Origin of the sequence: Streptomyces sp. V3I8 (genome assembly GCF_030817535.1) — a bacterium.
In the GTDB taxonomy this organism is placed as follows: domain Bacteria; phylum Actinomycetota; class Actinomycetes; order Streptomycetales; family Streptomycetaceae; genus Streptomyces.
Genome location: NZ_JAUSZL010000002.1, coordinates 1,241,069 through 1,262,561, shown reverse-complemented (window position 1 = coordinate 1,262,561; position 21,493 = coordinate 1,241,069). Strand labels below are relative to the sequence as shown.

General features: G+C 72.2%; 21 protein-coding genes, 1 tRNA gene and 1 pseudogene. 17 read left to right on the top strand and 6 right to left on the bottom strand.

The window, feature by feature from the left end:
* The first annotated feature begins 4 nt into the window (after positions 1-4).
* Genes QFZ75_RS05690 through QFZ75_RS05650 form a run of 9 tightly spaced genes read left to right on the top strand, consistent with a single transcriptional unit; the run spans position 5 to position 9,209 of the window.
* Positions 5-814, top strand: a complete 810-nt coding sequence (locus QFZ75_RS05690) for a glucose-1-phosphate cytidylyltransferase (RefSeq protein WP_307534377.1) — start codon at positions 5-7, stop codon at positions 812-814.
* On the top strand, positions 811-1,488 hold the full coding sequence (locus QFZ75_RS05685) for a PIG-L deacetylase family protein (RefSeq protein ID WP_307534375.1): 678 nt from the start codon (positions 811-813) through the stop codon (positions 1,486-1,488). The genes QFZ75_RS05690 and QFZ75_RS05685 overlap by 4 nt, the downstream gene beginning before the upstream one ends.
* Before the next feature lie 3 nt (positions 1,489-1,491).
* Complete coding sequence (locus QFZ75_RS05680) at positions 1,492-2,517, top strand: NAD(P)-dependent oxidoreductase (RefSeq protein ID WP_307534373.1); 1,026 nt, start codon at positions 1,492-1,494, stop codon at positions 2,515-2,517.
* The gene (locus tag QFZ75_RS05675; RefSeq protein WP_307534371.1) at positions 2,505-3,803 is read left to right on the top strand and encodes a DUF4910 domain-containing protein; all 1,299 of its coding nucleotides are present in this window, start codon (positions 2,505-2,507) and stop codon (positions 3,801-3,803) included. The genes QFZ75_RS05680 and QFZ75_RS05675 overlap by 13 nt, the downstream gene beginning before the upstream one ends.
* Before the next feature lie 5 nt (positions 3,804-3,808).
* Positions 3,809-5,095 carry a hypothetical protein gene (locus QFZ75_RS05670; protein WP_307544218.1) on the top strand — a complete coding sequence of 429 codons (1,287 nt, stop codon included), beginning with the start codon at positions 3,809-3,811 and terminating at the stop codon, positions 5,093-5,095.
* Positions 5,092-6,039, top strand: coding sequence for a glycosyltransferase family 2 protein (locus QFZ75_RS05665; RefSeq protein WP_307534370.1), 948 nt, complete (start codon positions 5,092-5,094; stop codon positions 6,037-6,039). The genes QFZ75_RS05670 and QFZ75_RS05665 overlap by 4 nt, the downstream gene beginning before the upstream one ends.
* Entirely contained in the window at positions 6,036-7,328 is a 1,293-nt protein-coding gene (locus QFZ75_RS05660) for a polysaccharide pyruvyl transferase family protein (protein WP_307534369.1), read from the top strand. The genes QFZ75_RS05665 and QFZ75_RS05660 overlap by 4 nt, the downstream gene beginning before the upstream one ends.
* Positions 7,325-7,876, top strand: a complete 552-nt coding sequence (gene rfbC, locus QFZ75_RS05655; RefSeq protein WP_307534368.1) for a dTDP-4-dehydrorhamnose 3,5-epimerase — start codon at positions 7,325-7,327, stop codon at positions 7,874-7,876. The genes QFZ75_RS05660 and rfbC overlap by 4 nt, the downstream gene beginning before the upstream one ends.
* 7 nt (positions 7,877-7,883) lie before the next feature.
* The gene (locus QFZ75_RS05650; protein ID WP_307534366.1) at positions 7,884-9,209 is read left to right on the top strand and encodes a glutamate-1-semialdehyde 2,1-aminomutase; all 1,326 of its coding nucleotides are present in this window, start codon (positions 7,884-7,886) and stop codon (positions 9,207-9,209) included.
* 7 nt (positions 9,210-9,216) lie between these two features.
* Here QFZ75_RS05650 and QFZ75_RS05645 read toward each other — a convergent pair whose 3' ends face one another.
* The gene (locus QFZ75_RS05645) at positions 9,217-9,891 is read right to left on the bottom strand and encodes a phosphatase PAP2 family protein (protein ID WP_307534365.1); all 675 of its coding nucleotides are present in this window, start codon (positions 9,889-9,891) and stop codon (positions 9,217-9,219) included.
* Between the two features lie 201 nt (positions 9,892-10,092).
* Positions 10,093-10,569, bottom strand: coding sequence for an ATP-binding protein (locus tag QFZ75_RS05640; RefSeq protein WP_307534363.1), 477 nt, complete (start codon positions 10,567-10,569; stop codon positions 10,093-10,095).
* 166 nt (positions 10,570-10,735) lie between these two features.
* Between QFZ75_RS05640 and QFZ75_RS05635 the strand changes: the two genes are divergently transcribed.
* The 5 genes and pseudogenes from QFZ75_RS05635 to QFZ75_RS05615 form a co-directional block, all read left to right on the top strand.
* A complete protein-coding gene (locus QFZ75_RS05635; RefSeq protein WP_307534361.1) occupies positions 10,736-11,587 on the top strand; it encodes a helix-turn-helix transcriptional regulator in 852 nt (283 codons plus the stop codon).
* Entirely contained in the window at positions 11,584-11,769 is a 186-nt protein-coding gene (locus QFZ75_RS05630) for a DUF397 domain-containing protein (RefSeq protein WP_307534359.1), read from the top strand. Before QFZ75_RS05635 ends, QFZ75_RS05630 begins: the two co-directional genes overlap by 4 nt.
* A 186-nt stretch (positions 11,770-11,955) precedes the next feature.
* Positions 11,956-12,042, top strand: a tRNA-Pro gene (locus tag QFZ75_RS05625).
* 87 nt (positions 12,043-12,129) lie between these two features.
* Positions 12,130-13,527 (top strand): hypothetical protein, encoded by a 1,398-nt coding sequence (locus QFZ75_RS05620; protein ID WP_307534357.1) that lies wholly within the window; start codon positions 12,130-12,132, stop codon positions 13,525-13,527.
* Positions 13,528-13,610: 83 nt separating this feature from the next.
* Positions 13,611-13,913, top strand: a pseudogene (locus QFZ75_RS05615) (hypothetical protein); the annotation flags it as partial.
* 43 nt (positions 13,914-13,956) lie between these two features.
* Here the strand turns inward: QFZ75_RS05615 and QFZ75_RS05610 are convergent.
* Positions 13,957-14,568: a TetR/AcrR family transcriptional regulator gene (locus QFZ75_RS05610; protein ID WP_307534356.1), complete on the bottom strand. Its 612-nt coding sequence runs from the start codon at positions 14,566-14,568 to the stop codon at positions 13,957-13,959.
* Positions 14,569-14,689: 121 nt separating this feature from the next.
* Here QFZ75_RS05610 and QFZ75_RS05605 point away from each other — a divergent pair, with 121 nt between their 5' ends.
* Together QFZ75_RS05605 and QFZ75_RS05600 are read left to right on the top strand one after the other, a co-directional pair.
* Positions 14,690-15,688, top strand: coding sequence for a carbon-nitrogen hydrolase family protein (locus QFZ75_RS05605; RefSeq protein WP_307534354.1), 999 nt, complete (start codon positions 14,690-14,692; stop codon positions 15,686-15,688).
* Positions 15,685-17,070 carry an APC family permease gene (locus QFZ75_RS05600; protein WP_307534353.1) on the top strand — a complete coding sequence of 462 codons (1,386 nt, stop codon included), beginning with the start codon at positions 15,685-15,687 and terminating at the stop codon, positions 17,068-17,070. The genes QFZ75_RS05605 and QFZ75_RS05600 overlap by 4 nt, the downstream gene beginning before the upstream one ends.
* Positions 17,071-17,407: 337 nt before the next feature.
* On the opposite strand, the gene QFZ75_RS05590 is transcribed toward QFZ75_RS05600, so the two are convergent.
* From QFZ75_RS05590 to QFZ75_RS05580, 3 genes are all read right to left on the bottom strand, one after another.
* On the bottom strand, positions 17,408-18,211 hold the full coding sequence (locus QFZ75_RS05590; RefSeq protein ID WP_307534350.1) for an SDR family oxidoreductase: 804 nt from the start codon (positions 18,209-18,211) through the stop codon (positions 17,408-17,410).
* A gap of 7 nt (positions 18,212-18,218) precedes the next feature.
* Positions 18,219-18,527, bottom strand: a complete 309-nt coding sequence (locus tag QFZ75_RS05585) for a hypothetical protein (protein WP_307534349.1) — start codon at positions 18,525-18,527, stop codon at positions 18,219-18,221.
* A 328-nt stretch (positions 18,528-18,855) separates the two neighbouring features.
* Positions 18,856-19,608, bottom strand: a complete 753-nt coding sequence (locus QFZ75_RS05580; protein WP_307534347.1) for a FadR/GntR family transcriptional regulator — start codon at positions 19,606-19,608, stop codon at positions 18,856-18,858.
* Between the two features lie 144 nt (positions 19,609-19,752).
* Here QFZ75_RS05580 and QFZ75_RS05575 point away from each other — a divergent pair, with 144 nt between their 5' ends.
* On the top strand, positions 19,753-21,489 hold the full coding sequence (locus QFZ75_RS05575; RefSeq protein ID WP_307534345.1) for an IlvD/Edd family dehydratase: 1,737 nt from the start codon (positions 19,753-19,755) through the stop codon (positions 21,487-21,489).
* Positions 21,490-21,493 lie beyond the last annotated feature (4 nt).

The window sequence follows — 21,493 nt, the reverse complement described above, 5'->3', positions numbered from 1 at the left end:
CAGCATGAAGGTCGTACTGTTCTGCGGCGGGTACGGACTGCGGATGCGCAGCGGGGCGTCCGACGACATCCCCAAGCCGATGGCGATGGTCGGTCCGCGCCCGCTGATCTGGCACGTCATGCGCTACTACGCGCACTTCGGGCACACGGAGTTCATCCTGTGCCTCGGATACGGGGCCCACCACATCAAGGACTTCTTCCTCAACTACGAGGAGACGACGTCCAACGACTTCGTACTGCGCGGCGGACGCACCGAGCTGCTGTCCACCGACATAGCCGACTGGACGATCACCTTCGCGCAGACCGGCATCGAGTCACCGATCGGGGAGCGGCTGCGCCGGGTGCGGCACCACCTGGACGGCGACGAGATGTTCCTCGCCAACTACGCCGACGTGCTCACCGACGCCCCGCTGCCCCGCATGATCGACCAGTTCGCCCGGCGCGACGCCGGCGCGTCGATGATGGTGGTGCCGCCGCAGTCCTCCTTCCACTGCGTGGACCTGGGCGAGGACGGCCTGGTGGGAGGCATCACCGCGGTGAGCGAACTGCCGCTGTGGGAGAACGGCGGCTACTTCGTGCTCCGCCAGGAGGTCTTCGACCACATCCCGGAGGGCGGGGACCTGGTCGCCGACGGATGCGGGCAACTGGCCAAGCAGGGACGGCTGGTGGCGTACCAGCACCGCGGCTTCTGGAAGCCGACCGACACCGTCAAGGAGAAGGCCGCGCTCGACGACGGCTACGCCCGGGGCGAGCGTCCCTGGGCCGTGTGGGAACGGGACGGCGTACGGGCGGACGCCGCCGTGGGGACCGCGTGATCCGGCTCGGCGCCGGGACCCTGGACCGGCTCGTCGCGGTGGGCGCGCACTGCGACGACATCGCCATCGGCGCCGGCGGCACGCTGCTGGCGATGTGCCAGGCCCGGCCCGGTCTGCGCGTCGACGCCCTCGTCCTCACCGGCGGCGGCAGCGAGCGGGAGCAGGAGGAACGGGCCGCGCTCGCCGCCTTCTGCCCGGGCGCCGACCTGCGGCTGACCGTGCTCAAACTGACGGACGGCCGGCTGCCCGCGCAGTGGGAGGAGGCCAAGACCGCGGTCGAGGAACTGCGCGGACGCACCGAACCGGACCTCGTCCTCGCCCCGCGCACCGACGACGCGCACCAGGACCACCGCGGCCTGGCGCAGCTGATGTCCACCGCGTTCCGCGACCACCTCGTACTCGGCTACGAGATCGTCAAGTGGGACGGCGACCTCGGCCGGATGGCGGCGTACCAGCCGCTGTCGCCGCGGACCGCCGAACACAAGGTACGGCTGCTGCAGGAGTACTACCCCTCGCAGCGGCACCGGCCCTGGTACGACCGGGAGGCCTTCCTCGGCCTCGCCCGGATCCGCGGCATCGAATGCCACGCGCGCTACGCCGAGGCGTTCGCCGTCACCAAACTCACGCTCGACCTGGGTCCTTCCGAACCGGGCACCTCCGAACTAGGGGAATGAACTGTGCGCGTACTGCTGACCGGGCACCAGGGCTATCTGGGCACCGTGATGGCTCCGGTCCTCGCGGCCGCCGGACACGAGGTCGTCGGCCTCGACGCCGGCCTGTTCGCCGACTGCGTGCTCGGCCCGCCGCCCGCGGACCCGCCGGGACACCGGGTGGACCTGCGGGACGTCACGGCCGAACACGTGGCCGGGGTGGACGCCGTGATCCACCTGGCCGCGCTGTCCAACGACCCGCTGGGATCGCTGGCGCCCGACCTCACCTACGACATCAACCACCACGCCTCCGTACGGCTGGCCCGCCTCGCCCGCGAGGCCGGGGTGCGACGCTTCCTGTACGCGTCCACCTGCTCGGTCTACGGCGCCGCCGGCGGTGGCGGCCTGGTGGCCGAGGACGCCCCGCTGCGCCCGGTGACCCCGTACGCGGAGTCCAAGGTGCGGGTGGAGGACGACCTGCACGCGCTCGCCGACGGCGACTTCAGCCCGGTGTACATGCGCAACGCCACGGCCTTCGGCTACTCGCCCCGGCTGCGCGCCGACATCGTGCTGAACAACCTGGTCGGTCACGCGCTGCTGTCCGGGGAGGTGCTCGTGCTCTCCGACGGCACCCCCTGGCGCCCGCTGGTGCACGCCGCCGACATCGCCCGGGCCTTCACGGCCGCGCTGGACGCGCCGCGCGAGGCGGTCCACGACCGGGCGTTCAACATCGGCAGCGAGACCAACAACGTCACGGTCGCCGAGATCGCCGAGCAGGTCGCCGAGTCGGTGTCCGGCGCGAAGGTGCGGATCACCGGCGAGAACGGCGCCGACCCGCGGTCCTACCGGGTGGACTTCGCCCGGTTCCGCGCCGCGATCCCCGGCTTCGACTGCGAGTGGACGGTGAAGCGGGGCGCGCTCGAACTCGCCGACGCCTACCGGGAGCACGGGCTGACCCGGGAGGACTTCGAGCAGCGCTTCACCCGCCTGGCCGTGCTGCGCGCGGCGTCCGAGGCCGGCACCGTCGACGACACCCTGCGGTGGCGCCGGTGACCGCGCGGCCGCAGGACGGTACCGGCGAGGAGATGCACGCGCTGGTGGAGCGGCTGTACCCGCTGTGCCGGAGCATCACGGGCGACGGGGTGCGCGCCACCCTGGAGATCGTCGGCGAGTACGTCCCGCTGCGGGTGCACGAGGTGCCGACCGGGACGCAGGTGCTCGACTGGACGGTGCCGCAGGAGTGGAACATCCGGGACGCGTACATCGCCGACGCGGCCGGCAACCGGGTCGTCGACTTCCGCGCGTCCAGCCTGCACGTGCTCGGCTACAGCCTGCCGGTGTCGGCGACCATGCCGCTGGCCGAGCTGCGCGCCCACCTGCACACCCTGCCGGACCAGCCGTCCCTGGTGCCCTACCGCACCAGTTACTACAAGCCGGACTGGGGATTCTGCCTGGCCCAGGAGACTCTGGACGCGCTGCCCGACGGCGAGTACGAGGTGCGCATCGACTCCACCCTGGCCGACGGCCACCTCACCTACGCCGAGCACGTGGTACCCGGGCAGGTCTCCGACGAGGTGATCGTCTCCTGTCACGTCTGCCACCCGTCGCTGGCCAACGACAACCTGGCCGGCATCGCGGTGGCGACGTTCCTGGCCCGGGAGCTGGCGCGGACGACGCCGTACTACACCTACCGGTTCATCTTCGCGCCCGGCACCGTCGGCGCGATCACCTGGCTCGCCCGCAACGCGGAACGCGTGGAGCAGGTCAGGCACGGGCTCGTGCTGGCGTGCGCCGGTGACACCGGCCAGTTGACGTACAAGCAGAGCAGGCGCGGCGACGCGGAGATCGACCGGGTGCTGCGGCATGTGCTGGCAGCCTCCGAACGCCCGCACAGCGTCAACGAGTTCACCCCGTACGGCTACGACGAGCGGCAGTACTGCTCACCCGGGTTCGACCTCGGCGTGGGCTCGCTCAGCCGGACCCCGTACGCCGGGTACCCCGAGTACCACACCTCGGCGGACAACCCGGACTTCGTCTCCCCGGAGGCGATGGCGGACACGCTCGCCGTCTGCCGCGAGGCGTTCGCCGTCCTCGACCGCAACCGGCGGTACGTCAACCTCAGTCCCTACGGCGAACCACAGCTGGGACGGCGGGGGCTGTACGACTCGCTCGGCGGGCGCAGCGACGCGAAGGAGGCCCAGCTGGCCATGCTCTGGGTGCTCAGCCTCTCCGACGGCGAGCACAGTCTGCTGGACGTCGCGCAGCGGTCCGGGCTGTCCTTCGACACCGTCGCCGTCGCCGCCGACGCCCTGCACGGCGCCGGACTGATCAAGGCATGACGCCGATGGCCACCGGGAGGGAGAAGGGGACGGCCTCGTCGGCCGCCAGGCGGGGCCTCGTGGGCCGGCTGTCCTGGGGACTGGCCGACCAGGCGGCCTCCAGCATGACCAACTTCGCGGTGGGCATCTACGTGGCGCGCTCGCTGGGGCTGGCCGCGTTCGGCGTGTTCAGCCTGGCCTGGCTGACCTACGGTGTGGTGCTCAACGTCGCCCGCGGGCTGGCCACCGATCCGCTCGTGGTGCGTTTCAGCGGTGTGCCGGACGCGTCCTGGCGCGCGGCGACGGCCCGGTCGTCCGGTGCCGCCCTCGGCGTCGGCACCGCCCTCGGCGCGGTGTGCCTGCTGGTCGGGCTCGGCCTCGGCGGCAGTGTGGGGCCCGCCTTCACCTGTCTCGGTGTCGTCCTGCCGGCGCTGCTGCTGCAGGACGCCTGGCGGTTCGCGTTCTTCGCCGCCGGCGCCGGGCGCAAGGCGTTCCTCAACGACCTGGTGTGGGGCGTCGCGCTCGTCCCGGCCATGGTGGTGGCGGCCCGCGTGGACACCGTGGCCGCCTTCGTGCTCGCCTGGGGCGCCTCCGCCGCGGTGGCCGCCGGGTACGGCTGGGTGCAGTCCGGTATCCGTCCCCGCATGACACAGGCCCGTGGCTGGCTGCGTGAGCAGAGCGACCTCGGCTACCGGTACCTGGTCGAGAACGTCAGCCTCAGCGGCGCGAGCCAGCTGCGGGCGTACGGCCTCGGCGCGATCGCCGGCGTCGGCGCGGTGGGCGCCGTCCGGGGCGCGGAACTCCTGCTCGGCCCGTTCCTCGCCCTGCTGATGGGTCTTTCGCTGGTCACCGTCGCGGAGGCGGCCCGGGTGCTGCGGCGGGCCCCGCACCGCCTGGGCAGGTTCTGCCTCTTCCTCGGCGGCGGACAGGCCGTCGCCGCGCTGCTCTGGGGCGCGGCGCTGCTGCTGGTGCCTGACCGGGCCGGCGAGTTCGTGCTCGGCGGCGTCTGGGGCTCCGCCTCGGAGCTCATCGTGCCGGCCACGCTCGGCGTCGCGGGCGCGGGCCTGGGCAGCGGTGCGGCGGCCGGGCTGCGCGCCCTCGCCGCGGCCCGGCGCAGCCTGCGCTGCCAGCTGTTCGCCTCCGCCTGCTACCTCGGCGGCGGGCTCGGCGGAGCCGCCGCGGCGGGCACGGTCGGCTCGGCCTGGGGCGTGGCCGCCGCGACCGTCTGCGGCTCCGCCGTGTGGTGGCTGCAGCTGCGGTCCGCCCTCCGTGAGCGCCACCCCCACCCCATCCCCGAAGTGAGGACCCCATGACCGCCCACCCCAGGCTGAGCATCGGCCTGCCCGTCTACAACGGCGAGGAGTACCTCGCCGAGTCGTTCGAGGCCCTGCTCGGCCAGACCTACGAGGACTTCGAGCTGGTCGTCTCCGACAACGCCTCGACCGACGGGACCCAGGAGATCTGCCGCACGTACGCGGCGAAGGACCCGCGCATCCGGTACATCCGGCTGCCTCGGAACATCGGCGCCGCGCCGAACCACAACTACGTGTTCACCGAGTGCCGTGGCGAGCTGTTCAAGTGGGCCTCGCACGACGACCTCTACGCCCGGGACCTGCTGCGGGCCTGCGTCGAGGCGCTGGACGAGCGGCCGGACGTGGTCCTCGCGCACAGCGGCCAGGCGGTCATCGACGGCGACGGCCGGGTGAAGGTCCCGTACGACTACGGCCTCGCCACCGACTCGCCGCACGCGCCGGAGCGCTTCCGCAGCCTGCTGTTCGAGCCCGGCGGCGACGACTTCTACGGGGTGATGCGGGCCGACATGCTGCGCCGGGTGAAGCCGCACGACAGCTACCACCACGCGGACCGCACGTTCGTTGCCGAGATCACCCTGCACGGACCCTTTTACCAGGTGCCGGAACTGCTGTACTTCCGCCGCGACCACCCCACCCGCGCCGAACGGGCGAACCCCTCCAAGCGCTCCCGGTGCGTCAACCTGGACCCGCGCCGGGCGGGCCCGCTGCACCCGACGCCCCGGCTGCTGGCCGAGTACGTCTGGGGCTTCGTCTCGGCGGTCCGGCGGGCACCGCTGTCCGCGGCCGACCGGCGCGCCTGCTACCGCCACCTCGCCGCGTGGGCGACCAGCCGGGTCCGGCCGGGCGCCGGCGAGCGGGTCGAGGACCGGGCCCCGGTCGACCCGGCCCGGCCCACCGTCTCCGTCGACGCCCTCGTCGCCGGCCGGGAGGGGAGGCGGACATGACGTCCGCGGACAAGGCCCCGGTGCGCGTCGGGCTGTTCGGCCTGCTCGGCTCCGGCAACCTCGGCAACGACGGATCGCTGGAGGCCGTGCTCGGCTACCTGCGCGCCGAGCACCCGGACGCGGCCGTGGACGCGCTGTGCGGCGGACCCGAGGTCGTCGCGGCCCGGTACCGGATTCCCGCCACAAGGCTGCACTGGTACCGCGGCGAGTACCGGACCGCCTCCCGGGCGGGCGCGATCGCGGGGAAGGGCCTGGGCAAACTCGTCGACGCCTTCCGCACCGCCGCCTGGGTGCGCCGGCACGACGTGGTGATCGTGCCCGGCATGGGCGTCCTGGAGGCCACCCTGCCGCTGCGGCCGTGGGGCTTCCCGTACGCGCTGTTCCTGCTCTGCGCGAGCGGCCGGCTGTTCGGCACCAAGGTCGCACTGGTCGGCGTCGGCGCCGCCCCGATCGGGGACCGGGCGACCCGGGCCCTGGTGCGCCGGTCGGCGCGGCTGGCCACCTACCGGTCGTACCGGGACGCCCAGTCCCGCGACGCGCTGCGGGACATGGGCGTGGACACCGCACGCGACGAGGTCTACCCGGACCTGGCGTTCGCCCTGCCGGCGCCGCGGGCGGATGTGCCGGAGGCGGGTGTGCCGGAGGCGGGTGTGCCGACGGGCCCGCCGCGCCCGGTCTGCGTCGGCGTCATGGACTTCCACGGCGGCAACGACGACCGTGCCCGGGCCGAGGAGATCCACCGGCGCTACCTCGACGGGACGACCCGGTTCGTCCGCGCGCTGGCCGAGGACGGCAGAACGGTCCGGCTGCTCACCGGCGACGACTGCGACGCCCCGGTGGCCGCCGCGATCCTCGACGCGGTGGACTCGCCGCTGGTCACCGCCGCCGGGGCGGCCTCCCTGGCCGACCTGATGAAGGAGACGGCGGCCGCCGACGCCGTGGTGGCCACGCGCTACCACAACCTGGTCTGCGCGTTGAAGGCCGGCACACCGACGCTCGCGCTCAGCTACGCGGCCAAGAGCGACGCGCTCATGGCCCGGATGGGCCTCGACGCGTACTGCCACCCGGCCCGCGAGGTCGACGCCGACCGGCTGCTCGAACAGTTCCGGTCACTGGAGAAGAAGTCGGCGCAGCTGCGGCGGACCCTCGCCGAGCGGAACGCGGACGTCACCCGCCAACTCGAGGACCAGTTCACGGCGTTGACCGCGGCCCTGTTCCCGACGACCGACCGAACCCGTGCCCACACTCCCACCCGCACCCGGGCCGACGCCGTACGGAAGGCACCATGAAAGCGACCGAAGTCCCGGCGATCGCCGGCGCGTACCTGTTCGAGCCGACGCCGTACGCCGACGAACGCGGCTTCTTCTGCCGCACCTTCGACGCCGACGTGGTCCGCTCGGTGGGCCTCGACCCGCACGCCTTCCTCCAGGACAGCCTGTCCCGCTCGGCCCGGGGGGTGCTGCGCGGCCTGCACCTGCGCTCCGGCGCCGGCGAGGCCAAGCTGGTGCGCTGCTCGTACGGCAGGATCTTCGACGTCGTCGTGGACCTGCGCCCGGACTCACCGACGTACCGCACCGTGGCCTCCTTCGAGCTGTCCGACGAGACGCAGAGGACGCTCTACATCCCGGCGGGGTGCGCGCACGGCTTCCAGGCGCTGACCGAGACCGCCGACACCTCCTACCGCATCGACCGCCCGCACGATCCGGCCGAGGACGTGACGATCGCCTTCGACGACCCGGAACTCGCCGTTCCCTGGCCGCTGCCGGTCACCTCGATGTCCCGGCGGGACCGGGAGGCGCCGAGCCTCGCGGTGGCCCTGAAGCAGAAGGAGAGCTGACGTCACCGTGGAACCCGAAGAGTTCGGCCTGCCCCGGTCGACGGCGGCCAACGAGCGGCTGCACGCCCTGGTCCCCGGGGGCGCGCACACCTACGCCAAGGGCGACGACCAGTACCCCGAGAACCTGGCACCGGTCATCAGCCACGGCCGCGGCGCCCATGTGTGGGACGTCGACGGCAACCGCTACATCGAGTACGGCTCCGGCCTGCGGTCGGTCAGCCTCGGCCACGCCCACCCGCGCGTGACCGAGGCGGTACGGCGCGAACTCGACCGCGGCAGCAACTTCGTCCGGCCCTCGATCGTGGAGGTGGAGGCCGCGGAACGCTTCCTGGCCACCGTGCCGACCGCCGAGATGGTGAAGTTCGCGAAGAACGGCTCCGACGCCACCACCGCCGCGGTACGCCTCGCGCGCGCCGCCACCGGCCGCCCCCTGGTGGCCCTCTGCGCCGACCACCCGTTCTTCTCCACCGACGACTGGTTCATCGGCACCACGCCGATGTCCGCGGGCATCCCGGCGACGACCACCGACCTCACCGTGTCCTTCCCGTACGGGGACCTGGCCGCCACGGAGGAGCTGCTCACCCGGCACCGGGGCGAGGTCGCCTGCCTGATCCTCGAACCCGCCACCCACACCGAGCCGCCGCCCGGATACCTGGCCGGCCTGCGCGAGGTGGCCGACCGGCACGGCTGCGTCCTGGTCTTCGACGAGATGATCACCGGTCTGCGCTGGTCCGAGGCGGGCGCCCAGGGCCTGTACGGCGTCGTCCCCGACCTCTCCACCTTCGGCAAGGCGCTGGGCAACGGGTTCGCCGTCTCCGCGCTGGCCGGGCGCCGCGAGCTGATGGAGCTGGGCGGCCTGCGCCACTCCGGCGACCGGGTGTTCCTGCTGTCCACCACGCACGGCGCGGAGACCCACTCCCTGGCGGCGGCGATGGCCGTGCAGGCCACCTACACCGAAGAGGGCATCACCGCGCGACTGCACACCCTCGGCGAGCGACTGGCCGCCGGGGTCCGCGACGCCGCGGCCGGCATGGGCGTCGGCGACCACCTCGTCGTCCGGGGCCGGGCCAGCAACCTGGTGTACGCCACCCTCGACGAGCAGGGCCGGCCGTCGCAGGAGTACCGCACCCTGTTCCTGCGCCGGCTCCTCGCGGGCGGGGTGCTCGCCCCGTCGTTCGTGGTGAGCAGCGCGCTCGACGACGCCGACATCGACCACACCGTCGACGTGGTGGCCCAGGCGTGCGCGGTGTACCGCAAGGCACTGGACGCGGGGGACCCCACGCCGTGGACGGGCGGCCGACCGGTGAAGCCGGTGTTCCGCCGCCAGGCCTGACGTGACATCAGTGCTGCCGGTGCCGGTGCCGGTCGGTGACGAGATCGACCAGCAGGGCCGCCACCGGCACCACCGCCAGCGCGGTGCACCAACCGCCGAGGACGTCGGTCGGGTAGTGCGCGCCCAGCGCGACCTGTGCCCAGCCCATGACGGCGCCGGCGGCCAGCGCCGCGGCCGACACGAGTGACATGCCGGCCGCCCTGCCGAGGCCGAGCCGACCGGTCACGAGGAGCGCCACGGCGACGGCGAGCGCGGTGAGGAAAGCGGTGTGCCCGCTCGGGTAGGACAGATTGTCGGGCCCGTGGATGGTGCGCCCCACCAGGGACTTGAGCAAGGTGGCCACCACCACGGTGCCCCCGGTCCCGACCACGACGAACACCGCGGCACGGGGCCGCCGCAACAGCAGACAGCCCGTCACGACGGCCACGACCAGGACGGCGGCCCCGACGGGTTCCCCGAGGAAGTCGACGCCGAGCGCGACGCCCCGCCAGGGCGACCGCACACTGTCGTCGGTCGGGTCCATGACCCACCGGTCCACCCGACCGGCCTGACTGTGACCGGCGTACAGCACCCCGGTCACGACGACGGCGAATGCGGCAAGAACCGCAACCACCCCGAGCCACACACGCGACGACGGGGGCAGCACCGAGGGCGCCGGCCGGGACTCAGTCTCTGCTGCCATCTTCGCCACCCTAGCCAACGATCGACCGCGGTGAACGGCCGTCGGGTGCCGGCGAGGGTCGGGCTGCTGCCACGTTCAGGCACGGACTTCGGCGCCGCGGCTGTTCGATCCGAGATTCCGGTAGGCCGTCGTGACGCACGGGACGGCGACTCGGTCCCGTGCGTCACCGGGACGCTGCTGGGACCCGCACCGGTTGACCCGCTACCCGGGCTGGTGGTCGACCCGCCCTGCCTGCCCCGAAGCGGGGGAGACCTCGGCCCATACGGTCTTGCCGCCGGGCGGATGCGATTCCGTGCCCCAGCGGTCGGCGAGGGCGGTGACGAGGATGAGGCCGCGTCCCGATTCGCTGTCGGGCGGTGTCTCGAAGTCCACGGACAGAGCGGGCAGTTGCTCACCGCGTGCGTCGGTGACCGCGATACGCACCGTGTCGGTGGTGGTGTCGACGGTGAGGCGGAGCCGGAAGTCGCGGCCCTGCACGCAGCCGTGGAGGGCCGCGTTGGCGGCCAGCTCGGCGGTGATCTGTTCCGCGCGGTCGGCCACGCCGGGTGACACCGGCCAGGCGCGGAGCTGTTCGACGGCGAGGAGCCGGGCGAGGCGGGCGCCGCGTCGGGTGGAGGAGAGCCGCTGCGTGAACGTGTGCACAGCGGCGCTGGCGAGGCGGGGGGTGGTGGCGTTCATGGGGTCACTGTGGCGGGCGTGCGGGGGCGGGTTCCAGGGGTGGGCTCCGTACGCTGCGTCAGCGTACGGACACTTTGGGTGGACAGTACGTCGAGGGTGCCGTCACTGTGGGTGAGTTGATCGCGGTGACGCCGCACCGTACGTACGCATCTGGAGGTGGCCGCGTATGCCGGACAGCAGTGACGTGACGGCTTGCGACGGAGAGCGCGAGCCGGATCCCTCCGACAGTCTGCGGACCTTCGGGGCGGTCGTCCAGGCCCTGCGCGAACACGCCGGGCTCAGCCGGGCGGAGTTCGGGGCGCGGGTGCGGTTCTCCAAGCACACCGTGGAGTCCGTGGAGTTGGGCAGACGGATGCCGGACGAATCGTTCGTGGAGCGGGCGGAGGAGGCACTGGGCGACACGGGCGCGTTGCGCAAGGCGGCCCGGCACCTGACGCGGGGCGAGGCGGGACTGGCGGCGTGGTTCCGGCGGTGGGCCCGGCTGGAAAAGGTGGCGGTGAGCCTGTGCACGTACGAGTGCCGGTTGGTGCCGGGACTGTTGCAGTCGGAGGGATATGCGCGGGCGGTGTTCGAGGGCACGATTCCCGTGGTCACGGACGAGGGCCTGGAGACTCTGCTTGCTGTCCGCATGGAGAGGCGGCGGATGCTGTACGAGCGGCCGACTGTGCCGTTCAGCTTCATCGTGGAGGAGCATGTGTTCCGTCGCCGGTTCGGCGACGCCGAACAGATGCGGGACATGCTCGATCAAGTGCTGGAGCGCAGTCGGCTGCGCAACGTGCGGCTGCAGGTCGTGCCGCTGGACAGCGAGTTGCACGCATGCCTGGACGGCCCGGTGCAGTTGCTCGAGACACCGGAGGGGCGGCGTCTCGCGTACTCCGAAGGCCAGCAGAACGGTCGGCTGATCGCCGACGTGAAAGAGGTGAGTCTGCTCCAGCAGCGCTATGACACACTGCGCTCGCAGGCCCTGACCCCCAAAGACTCGAGGGGTCTGCTGGAGCGACTGCGAGGAGAGCTATGAGTACGACGGAACTCGCCTGGTTCAAGTCCAGCCACAGCGGCAGCCAGGGCGACAGCTGCGTTGAAGTCGCCCTCACCGAACAAGCCATCCACGTACGGGACTCCAAGGACGCGACGCGGCCTCCCCTCGCGGTGGGGCGCGAAGGATGGACGCGGTTCGTGGCATTCGCGGCGGAGGGCTGAGGGTCCTCCCGGGCGATGCCCGACGACCTGATCGGCTACGAGGAGCCCACGCCCCTCCGCGGGCAGGCTCCTCCGGGCGTCCCGAGAGCCCCTGAGACACCGCTCCCAGCCGGATGCAGGACGGGACGGACACGGCAGTCTCGGCAACGCACCGGGAACGCGGCGACGCCCCGCGGACCGGAACAAGGAGAGGTACCCGAAGTGGCCCAACGGGGCACAGGGGCAAACCGGTTCGGGTCCGGGCGCGCGCAGGTTCGAATCCTGCCCTCTCCGCAGAGCACTCCTGAGCGGCGCCGCCCGATTCCGGCGCCGCTCCTTTTCGAGTTCGGGCCGGAAGACATCGGCCGCTAACATCCGCGTATGCCCCAGACTGTCGCGCAGTGTCCGCTGCGGAATGACCCACGTACCGCCACGGCTGCCGCCGGCGAGAGCATCTCCTTGCCCGAAGAGCACAAGAAGGTGCTGCTGGAAGAACTCGGGCCCGGTGAACTCGTCCGGTCCTTCTACCACGACGGGTGGGGCTACGCAGTGCTCACCGTGAACGGGCTCATCCTTCTCCGGAACCTCTGGGCGCCCAGGGCGACCCGTGTGCGCGGGCCCCTGTGGATCCTCCGGCCCGTGTACGGGGTGTCCGATTCCGTCGACGTCCTCGTCGAGGGAAAGCCGCACAAGCTGCATGGCTCGAAGATCGACCCGAAGGGGGACCTCCTGACGGCGGCGGGGTCTTTCCTGCCTCTGGGTTCCCCCTTGCGTCCCAGCGGTGGGACGCTGTTCGCCACATGGATACGCCGGCACCCCGTTCTGGTGACCACAGGCGTGGTCGCGGCACTCGTCGCCGGCCTGAACCCGGGCACCGGAGCGGATCCGGGATCCGACGGGCAGGAGACCACCGCCCAGCTCCGTACGGACCGCGCCCTGACGGTGCCCGACTTCGAGGGAACCACCCTCGCCGAGGCCGTCGCGAAGACCCGCACCCATGGATGGCTGCGGGTGTCGACGCTCGACGCCTCCTCCGCGCACCGGACGGTGGAGCCGTCCCGGCCCGGCTGGCGGGTCTGTTTCCAGGAGCCCTCCGGCCATGAGACGGTCCGTCCCTCCGTCGGCACCTTGAAGCTGTACGCGGTTCCGAAGGGGGAGGAGTGCCCGGCACAGCTGTACGGATCCCGTCGCGTCCTCATGCCGGACCTCGTCGGCGAACGGTTCGACGACGCCTCGCGCGCTCTGGACGATGCCGGTCTCGCCGACGCACTGCGATTCCACGCCCACACCGGCAAGGTCCTGGACGACGAGCCGGGCGACCTGGCGGATTGGGAAGTGTGCCGACAGCAGCCGGACCCCGACACCGAGGTCCACGACGGGACGCGGCCCAGCCTGTGGCTGATCGGCCCCGACGCCTCCTGCGCGAAGCCCAGTCCCGAACCGAAGCCGAAGCCGAAGCCGAAGCCGAAGCCCGCCCCGAAACCCAAGCCTGCCCCGAAGCCACGCCCGCAGCCTTCTTACGGCACGGCGTCGGGCGGTACCTCGGGAAGCGGCAGTACAGGAAGCGGCAGTGCGGGAAGCGGCGGCACGAGGAGCAGCACCGGTGGTGGAACGACCGGCGGTGGAACGACCGGCGGGGGCACCGGAAGTCAGGGAGGCGTCGGGTTCGGACAGTTCTGCTCTCCTGTGGGCGCCACCGCCACGACCGGCGACGGACGGCCCGCGAAGTGCTTCATGGGCAAGGACGGCCGGGCCCGCTGGGGCTACAACTCCGGGTGACGGACGGCGTCCCGACTGCGTGACGTTCTTGTCGGACGCCAGCCGTAGGCTGTTGCGGGAGAGCATGGGGAGACGCGGAAACGATGATCGGCTACCGCAAGGCGACCGTTCCGGTGTGGACGCCGGTGACCGGTGACGTCCGGGTGCCCGCAGTCGGCGGAGACGAGCCGATGACGGCCGGACGCCTGGCCGAACTGCGCGGTGTGCCGGCCGGCCTGGCCCACAAGCCGATCGCCACGCTCGAGGCGCACCCGCTGCCCGACGGGCTCGACCGCGGCCGGGGTATCCCGCTCGACGCCGTGAGCCCCCTGGCGCAGCACCTGTCGCAGCTCATCACGCAGCCGCCGCGGAACTCCTCCGCAGCGGCCGGGGCGACCGCGGCCGGCCACCGTCCGCCCGCCGAGCCTTCTCCGCCCGGGTGACGGGCGGTCAACCGCGCCTGTCGAAGGCCGGGTTGCCCGTCACGACGTGCGCGTGGTCGAGCAGGCGGTTCTCGATGTCCTGGGCGGTCGCGTCGCCGACCAGCAGGTCCATCGCGTAGCCGTCCTCCAGTGCCACGAAGGAGCGGCCCAGGGACCGGGCGTCGCCGGTCAGGGTGAACTCGCCGCTTTCCTCGCCGAGTTCGAGCACCTGGCGGTAGAGCTCGGCCTGCTGGTGCGCGAAGGTGCGCTGCCGGTCGGCGGCGACCTCGTTGCGCAGGGCCACCGGGAACAGTTCGAAGAGCAGCCGGGTGCTCTCCTCGCCCTCCCCGGGCCAGGGCACACCGCTGCGGACGCAGGCGCGCAGCCGCGCCACCGGACCCTCCACCGCTGCGATGGCCTCCTCGCGGCTGACGAAGTACGTCGCCGCGCTGCGCTCGAACACCGCGGCGAACAGTTCCTGGATGTCGGCGTAGTAGTAGAGCACCGAGGCGGGGGTGACGCCGGCGGCCTTCGCGACGTCCCGCAGCTTGGTGGCCGTGGCCCCGAGGTCCACCACGGTCCGGGCGGTCGCGTCGATCAGCTGGGCGCGGCGTTCCGCCTGGTTTCTGGGTCGGGCCATGAACGTCATGCTCGCACACGGCCGTACGGCGCCCGTATCTCAGCTGTGGCATTCCATTGACTCACCCCTATTCATTAACTAAATTTCGTTTAACTAATTCTCGAGTCAGACCTGGTGGCCCATGTCCCGCCCTCTTCCCCTCGTACTGGCCCAGGCGGCCCAACGCGCCGCCGATGACCTGGACGGCCTGGCCGCCGACGTGCGCAGGCGCACGGCGGGGCTCCCCGCCGCACCGCTGGTCGTATATCCCGAGCTGCATCTGGGCGGCCCGGTCGGCGGCGCCGTGCTCGCACCGGCCGAGCAGGCCGAGGCCCTCGCCGAGCCCCTGGACGGCCCGCGCGACCGGGCCCTCGCCGAACTCGCCGGCGACCTCGGTGTCTGGCTCGCCCCGGGCAGCGTCCACGAACGCGGAGCCGACGGACGCGTGTACAACACCGCCCCCGTCTACTCCCCGCGCGGCGAACGGGTCGCGACCTACCGGAAGATCTTCCCGTGGCGGCCCTACGAGACCGTCACCCCCGGCGCCGGGTTCACCGTCTTCGACCTCGACGGCGTCGGCCGCGTGGGACTGTCGATCTGCTACGACGCGTGGTTCCCGGAGACCACCCGCCACCTGGCCTGGATGGGTGCCGAGCTGGTACTGAACTTCGTGCTGACCTCCGGCAGCGACCGCGCCCAGGAAACCGTGCTGGCCCGCGCCAACGCCATCGTCAACCAGGTGTTCGTCGCCAGCGTCAACTGCGCCGCGCCCGTCGGCACCGGCCGCAGCCTGCTCGTGGACCCGCAGGGCACCGTACGGTCCGAGGCCGCGGCCGACAGCGACACCACCCTCACCGATGTGATCGACCTGGACGAGGTCGCCAACGTCCGCCGTCTCGGCACCGCCGCGCTCAACCGGCCGTGGCAGCAGTTCCGCCCCGACGACCAGCCCCTCGCCCTGCCGCTCTACCAGGGCCGTATCGACCCCGCCACCTGGGCCGGCGCCACCGGACCAGCACTCTTCCCCGGCGCTCCCACTGACCCCGATGACCCCAGTGGTCCCACTGACCCAAGCGGCTCCGGTGGCTCCAGCGGCCTCACCGAGACCCGCCGTACACTCGCGGAAGAGGGAACACCATGACGGATCAGCCCACCCGCATGCGCGGAGACCTCGGACTCGTGTCCGTGGTCGCCTTCGGTGTCGCCTACATGGCCCCCGCCGTCGTCACCTCGATCTTCGGCGTCATCGCCGCCGCCAGTCATGGCGCCGCGGCCACCGCCTACGTGATCGCCACCGGCGCCATGCTGCTGACGGGCCTCAGCTACGCCAAGATGGCCAGGGTCCACCCCAGCTCCGGCTCCGTGTACACCTACGCCCGCAAGGAGCTCGACTCCCGCATCGGCTTCCTGGCCGGATGGGCGATGCTGCTCGACTACCTCTTCCTGCCGATGGTCGCCTGGCTGCTCCAGGCCATCTACCTCCACGCCCAGTTCCCGGCCGTCCCGATGTGGGCCTGGCTGGTCATCAACGTGGTCCTCGCCACCGCCATCAACGTCGTCGGCCTCAAGGTCGCCGACCGGATCAACCGGGTGCTCCTGCTCGGCGTCATCGCCGTCCTCGTGGTGCTCGCGGTGCTCTGCCTCCACTACGGCCTCGGCCACGGCGGCGCCCCCGCGGCCGGCCACGCCTTCTGGAACAGCGCCACCAGCCTGTCCGCCGTCACCGCCGCCGCGGCCGTCGCCGCCTACGCCTTCCTCGGCTTCGACGCGGTGAGCACGCTCAGCGAAGAGGTGCGCGATCCGCGGCGCACCATCCCGCGCAGCATCGTGCTGACCGTGCTGACCGGCGGCACCGTCTTCATCGTGATCTCCTTCCTGATGCAGTGGGCCCACCCGGGCGGTTCCTTCCCCGACGAGGACTCCGCGGGATACCTGGTGTCCACCACCGTCGGCGGAGGGACATTCGCGGACGTCGCCAACATCGTCGGCATGCTCGGCGGCTTCGCCTCCTGCGTCGCCATCCAGGCCAGTACCAGCCGCCTGATGTTCGTCATGGGCCGCGACGGTGCCCTGCCGCGCCGGATCTTCGGACGCCTGCACCGCAAGCTGCTCACCCCGGTCACCAACGTGCTGGTCGTCGGCGCCGTCGGCCTGCTGGCCATGAACCTCTCCCTCGCCGACGCCACCTCCTTCATCAACTTCGGCGCGTTCCTCGGCTTCACCCTCGTCAACGTCTGCGTGATCGCCTACGCCGTGCGGCAGTGGCGCTCCGGGACCCGCCACTCCCCGGTGCGGTACGTTCTCCTGCCGGCCGTCGGCGCCGCGGTCGACGTCTACCTGATCACCCAGCTGGGTGGCACCGCCGTCGGGCTCGGCCTCGGCTGGCTGGTCATCGGCATCGTCTGGCTCGCGGTGATCACCAAGGGCTTCCGCCGCCCCGCCCCCGAGATGCGGATCGAGTCGGACGGCGAAGCCGGCTCCACGGAGCCGGAGGCCCCCGGCCCCCTCCTCCCGACAGCGTGAACCACGCCCGGCGCTCCCGGCCGCGGTCGGCAGCCGGGAGCGTCCTCGGTGTGAGCGCCCCGGCCTGCTCGCCGAGGACGCGTACGGGCAGCACAGACCTTCGCGACACCGCGGACGTCCGCGCAGGAGCCCCAGCCCGTCGGCGTGATCAGCAGCATCCCCTTCGCGTCGGGACGGGCCCGCAGTGCCCGCCGTACGTCGTCCGGCTCCGGCGGGTGCGTCAGGTGCCGCTCGGCGTCGGACTCCGGATGCACCCACACCGGCCCGACACCGTGACCGCCGCTACTGATGGGGTGCACGGACGTCCGGACCGGAACGGGCGGGACGACGGACCGGGTCAGTCACCGTCCCGGCGGGCCGCCGTGCGGATCGCCAACTCGGCCTCCGCCAGGCCGTCGGTCAGGGTTAGGTCCTTGAGCCCGGGTACGCACACCACCTCGCCGGTGTCCAGCGCGGCCAGCGACGCGTTGACGACCTCGCCCGCCGGCATGCCGCCGTCCTCGTGCACGGACTGGTCCCGTCCCGCGACGGGCTCGTCGCCGCGTGACCGGTGGAACTCGGTGGCGGTCAGTCCAGGGCACAACACCTGGATCCGCAGCGGTGTGCTGGCCAGTTCGGCGGCGAGTGTGCGGGTGAAGGTGACCACGTAGCCCTTGGTGCCGCCGTACACAGCGCGTTCGGGCAGCGGATGCGGTGGCAGCGCGCCCGCGAAGGCCAGCTGCGAGGCCACGTTGACCACGGTGCCGCGGCCGCGCTGCAGCATGGCCGGGACCGCGGCGCGGGTGAGCGCGGTGACGGCGACGACATTGACGGCGAGGACCTTCGTCATGAGTTCCGGTTCGAGTGCGGCGAACGGGCCGTAGCCGTTGATCCCCGCGTTGTTGAGGAGGAATCCGACGTCGTCGCCCGCCGCGCGCCGCGCCACCCGTGCCAGGTCGCCGGGATCGGACAGGTCGGCCACGAGGGTCTCCACCGTGGTGCCCGTCCCCTCGCGCAGCCGTTGCGCGAGGTCGTCGAGCCGCTCCGCCCTCCTGGCCACGAGGACGGTGTCCCAGCCCTGGGAGGCCAGCCGTCCGGCGTAGGCCGCGCCGATGCCGGAGGAGGCTCCTGTCACCAGGGCCGTGCCATGTGGTGTGCTCACCGGTATGTCACCTTTCACGTTTCACGCCGACGATCTGAAGGCCGTGATCGATGACAGGTATCCCGTGCGAAAGCCCTGAACATGCGTGCAGCCGTCTGAAGGTGGTCACCGGGACGCGGGTCGTCGCGGTGCCGTCGGCATCCGCCGGCAACGATCCGTCGTACGGAGTGGAGTAGGTGATCGGCGGCAGCCGGTCACAGGCGGGTGGTGAACCGGCCTTCGGGTGGCTTTCGCGGCCGGCCGCGGTCGACGGGTCCGACCGGCTCTCCGCGCAGTGGTTCCAGCTCGGCCGGACACCGACGTCCGCTCCCGGCATCTCGCAGACCTGCCGAGCCGTGACCGGTCCGGCGGAAGCACGCTCTCCTCCGCATCGGAGGCGCGGTGCGGGGTCGGCGTGAGCGCCCGCCCACCCACCTGCGCGGGGGCCAGGGCATGATCCATGCAGCAGAAGCCGGGGTCCCGGTCCCGCATCCGGCCGTCGGCCGTCCCGGGGTCGGCCGGCGCCCACATCGCGCCGCCCCGGTCCATGAGCGGAATCGATCCCCGGCGGAAGCGGGTTCTCGGGCCGACGAAGTCGCGCGTTGTCGGCACATCAAGTTCTGGCAGTGAGCAGACGCTCCGTGTACGGAACGCCACGTGGCAGGTCATATGGCGTCGCCGGGCAGGTCGGGCATTCCGGGTGACCGGGCGATCTCCCGTTCGGCGGCTTCGACGATGGCCAGCACGGCGGCCGCCGCGGCCGCGGGGTCGCGGGCCTCGACGGCCCGCACGACGGCGCGGTGACCCGGCAGCGACGCCTCCACCGCGCCGGGGGTCCGGGTGCTGACGACGAAGCTGTGTTCCAGCGCGATGTCGACAGCGCGGCCCAGTGAGCCGAGGAGCCGGTTGCCGCTGGCGTCGAGCAGGGCCCGGTGGAAGGCGATGTCGGCCTCGACGTAGCCGCCGCGGTCCGGCTCCGCCGCCGCGGCCTCCATGGCCGCCAGGGACGCGTACAGGACTCGTACGTCGTCGGGGCCGGCCCGGCCGGCGGCGAGCCGGGCCGCCTCGGGCTCGACGATCCGGCGCAGTTCACCCGTGTCGCGCAGCAGAGCCGCAGCGTCCTCGGTCTGTTTCCAGCGCAGTACGTCACGGTCCAGGTGGTTCCAGTGCTCCGGGGGCAGCACGCGTGTGCCGGTACGCGGACGTACGTGCAGCATCCCCTTGGCCACCAGTGCCTTGACCGCCTCCCGCAACAGCCCTCGGCTGACGCCGGTCCCGGCCGCGAGCTCCTCCTCGACCGGCAACGGGGACCCCGGCTCCCACGCGCCCCCCACGATGCGCCGCCCGAGCTCGTCGACCACGCGCTGGTGCATGGTCAGGAAGTGCGCCACGATCTCTGCCCGCCCCCTGGACGCCATTCATCCAATCATTTAATGATTGCGCTACAGGGTACGGCCCGCGGGTCCGTCGGGTCCGCGGGTCTGCGGGTCCGCAGGGCCTCACCCGAACCCGACAACGCCCCATCGCGAAGCGGACGACGCCAGAGCCACGGGAGTGACTGCATGACCGAGGGTCGCAGGACGAGCCGCCGCAGCCAGGAGTGGTTCGGGGCACGGGGCCGCAGCGGGATGGTGTACCGCTCCTGGATGCGCAACCAGGGATTCGGGCACGAGGTGTTCGACGGGCGTCCCGTCATCGGCATCGCGACCAGTGCCTCCGAACTCGCCCCGTGCAACGCCCATCTGACACACGTCGCCGAAGCCGTCAAGCGCGGCGTGTGGCAGGCGGGCGGTCTACCGCTCCAGTTCCCCACCATGGCCACCGGCGAGACCCTGATGCGGCCCACCGCCATGCTGTACCGCAACCTCATGGCCATGGAGGTCGAGGAGCTGATCCGGGCCAATCCGCTCGACGGCGTCGTGCTGCTGTCCGGCTGCGACAAGACGACCCCCGCCATGCTCATGGGCGCCGCCAGCGTCGACCTGCCCGCCGTCATGGTCACCGGCGGACCGATGCTCAACGGCAAGTACCGGGGCCAGGACGTGGGATCCGGCACCCATGTGTGGAAGTTCGAGGAGGACCTGAAGACCGGCCGGATGACCGAGGAGGAGTGCTTCTTCGCCGAAGGGTGCATGGCCCGTTCCCACGGGCACTGCATGACGATGGGGACCGCCTCGACGATGGCCTGCATGGCCGAGGCGCTCGGTATGCAGCTGCCGGGCTCGGCGGCCTGGCCCGCGGTCGACTCCCGGCGGATGGAGACCGCGCAGGCGGCGGGGCAGCGCATCGTCGCGATGGTGGAGGAGGAGCTGCGCCCCTCGCGGATCCTGACCCGCGAGGCGTTCGAGAACGCCATCCGGGTCAACGCGGCCATCGGCGGCTCCACGAACGCCCTCATCCATCTCACCGCCCTCGCCGGACGCGTCGGCGTCGAGTTGGACCTGAAGGACTTCGACGACCTGGTCCGCGCGGTGCCGACCCTGGTCAACCTGATGCCCAGCGGCACATACCTCATGGAGGACTTCTGCTACGCGGGCGGCCTGCCCGCCGTCCTGGCCGAGCTGCTCGGCGGCGACCTGCTGCACGGCGAACAGATCACGGTCACCGGACGCACCGTCGCCGAGAACACCGGGAATGCCGAACGCGTCGGCTCCGACGTCATCACCGGCCTCGCCGCCCCCTTCCAGCCGGCCGGTACCGGTATCGCCGTCCTGCGCGGCAACCTGTGCCCCGACGGCGCCGTGATCAAGCAGTCCGCCGCGTCACCGCACCTGCTCACCCACCGCGGCCCCGCGCTCGTCTTCGACTCGCCCGAGGCCTATCACGAGGTGGCCGACGACCCGGACCTCGACATCGACGAGAACACCGTCATCGTCATCCGCAACGCCGGCCCCAAGGGCTACCCCGGCATGCCCGAGGTCGCCAACGTCCCGCTGCCCGCCAAACTGCTGAAGGCCGGCGTCAAGGACATGGTGCGCATCTGCGACGGCCGGATGAGCGGCACCGGGTACGGGACGGTGGTCCTGCACGTGGCGCCCGAGGCCGCCGTCGGCGGACCCCTCGCCCTGGTGCGCGACGGGGACCCCGTCGTCCTCGACGTCCCGAACCGCGTCCTGCGCCTGGACGTGGACGACGCCGAGCTCACGCGACGCCGGCAGAGCTGGCGGGCACCCGCCGAGCGGCACACCGGCGGGTACACCTGGCTCTACACCGAGAACGTCGAACAGGCCGACCGGGGCGCCGACTTCGGTTTCCTGCGCGGAAGCCGTGGACACGAGGTGCCCCGCGACTCCCACTGAGCCC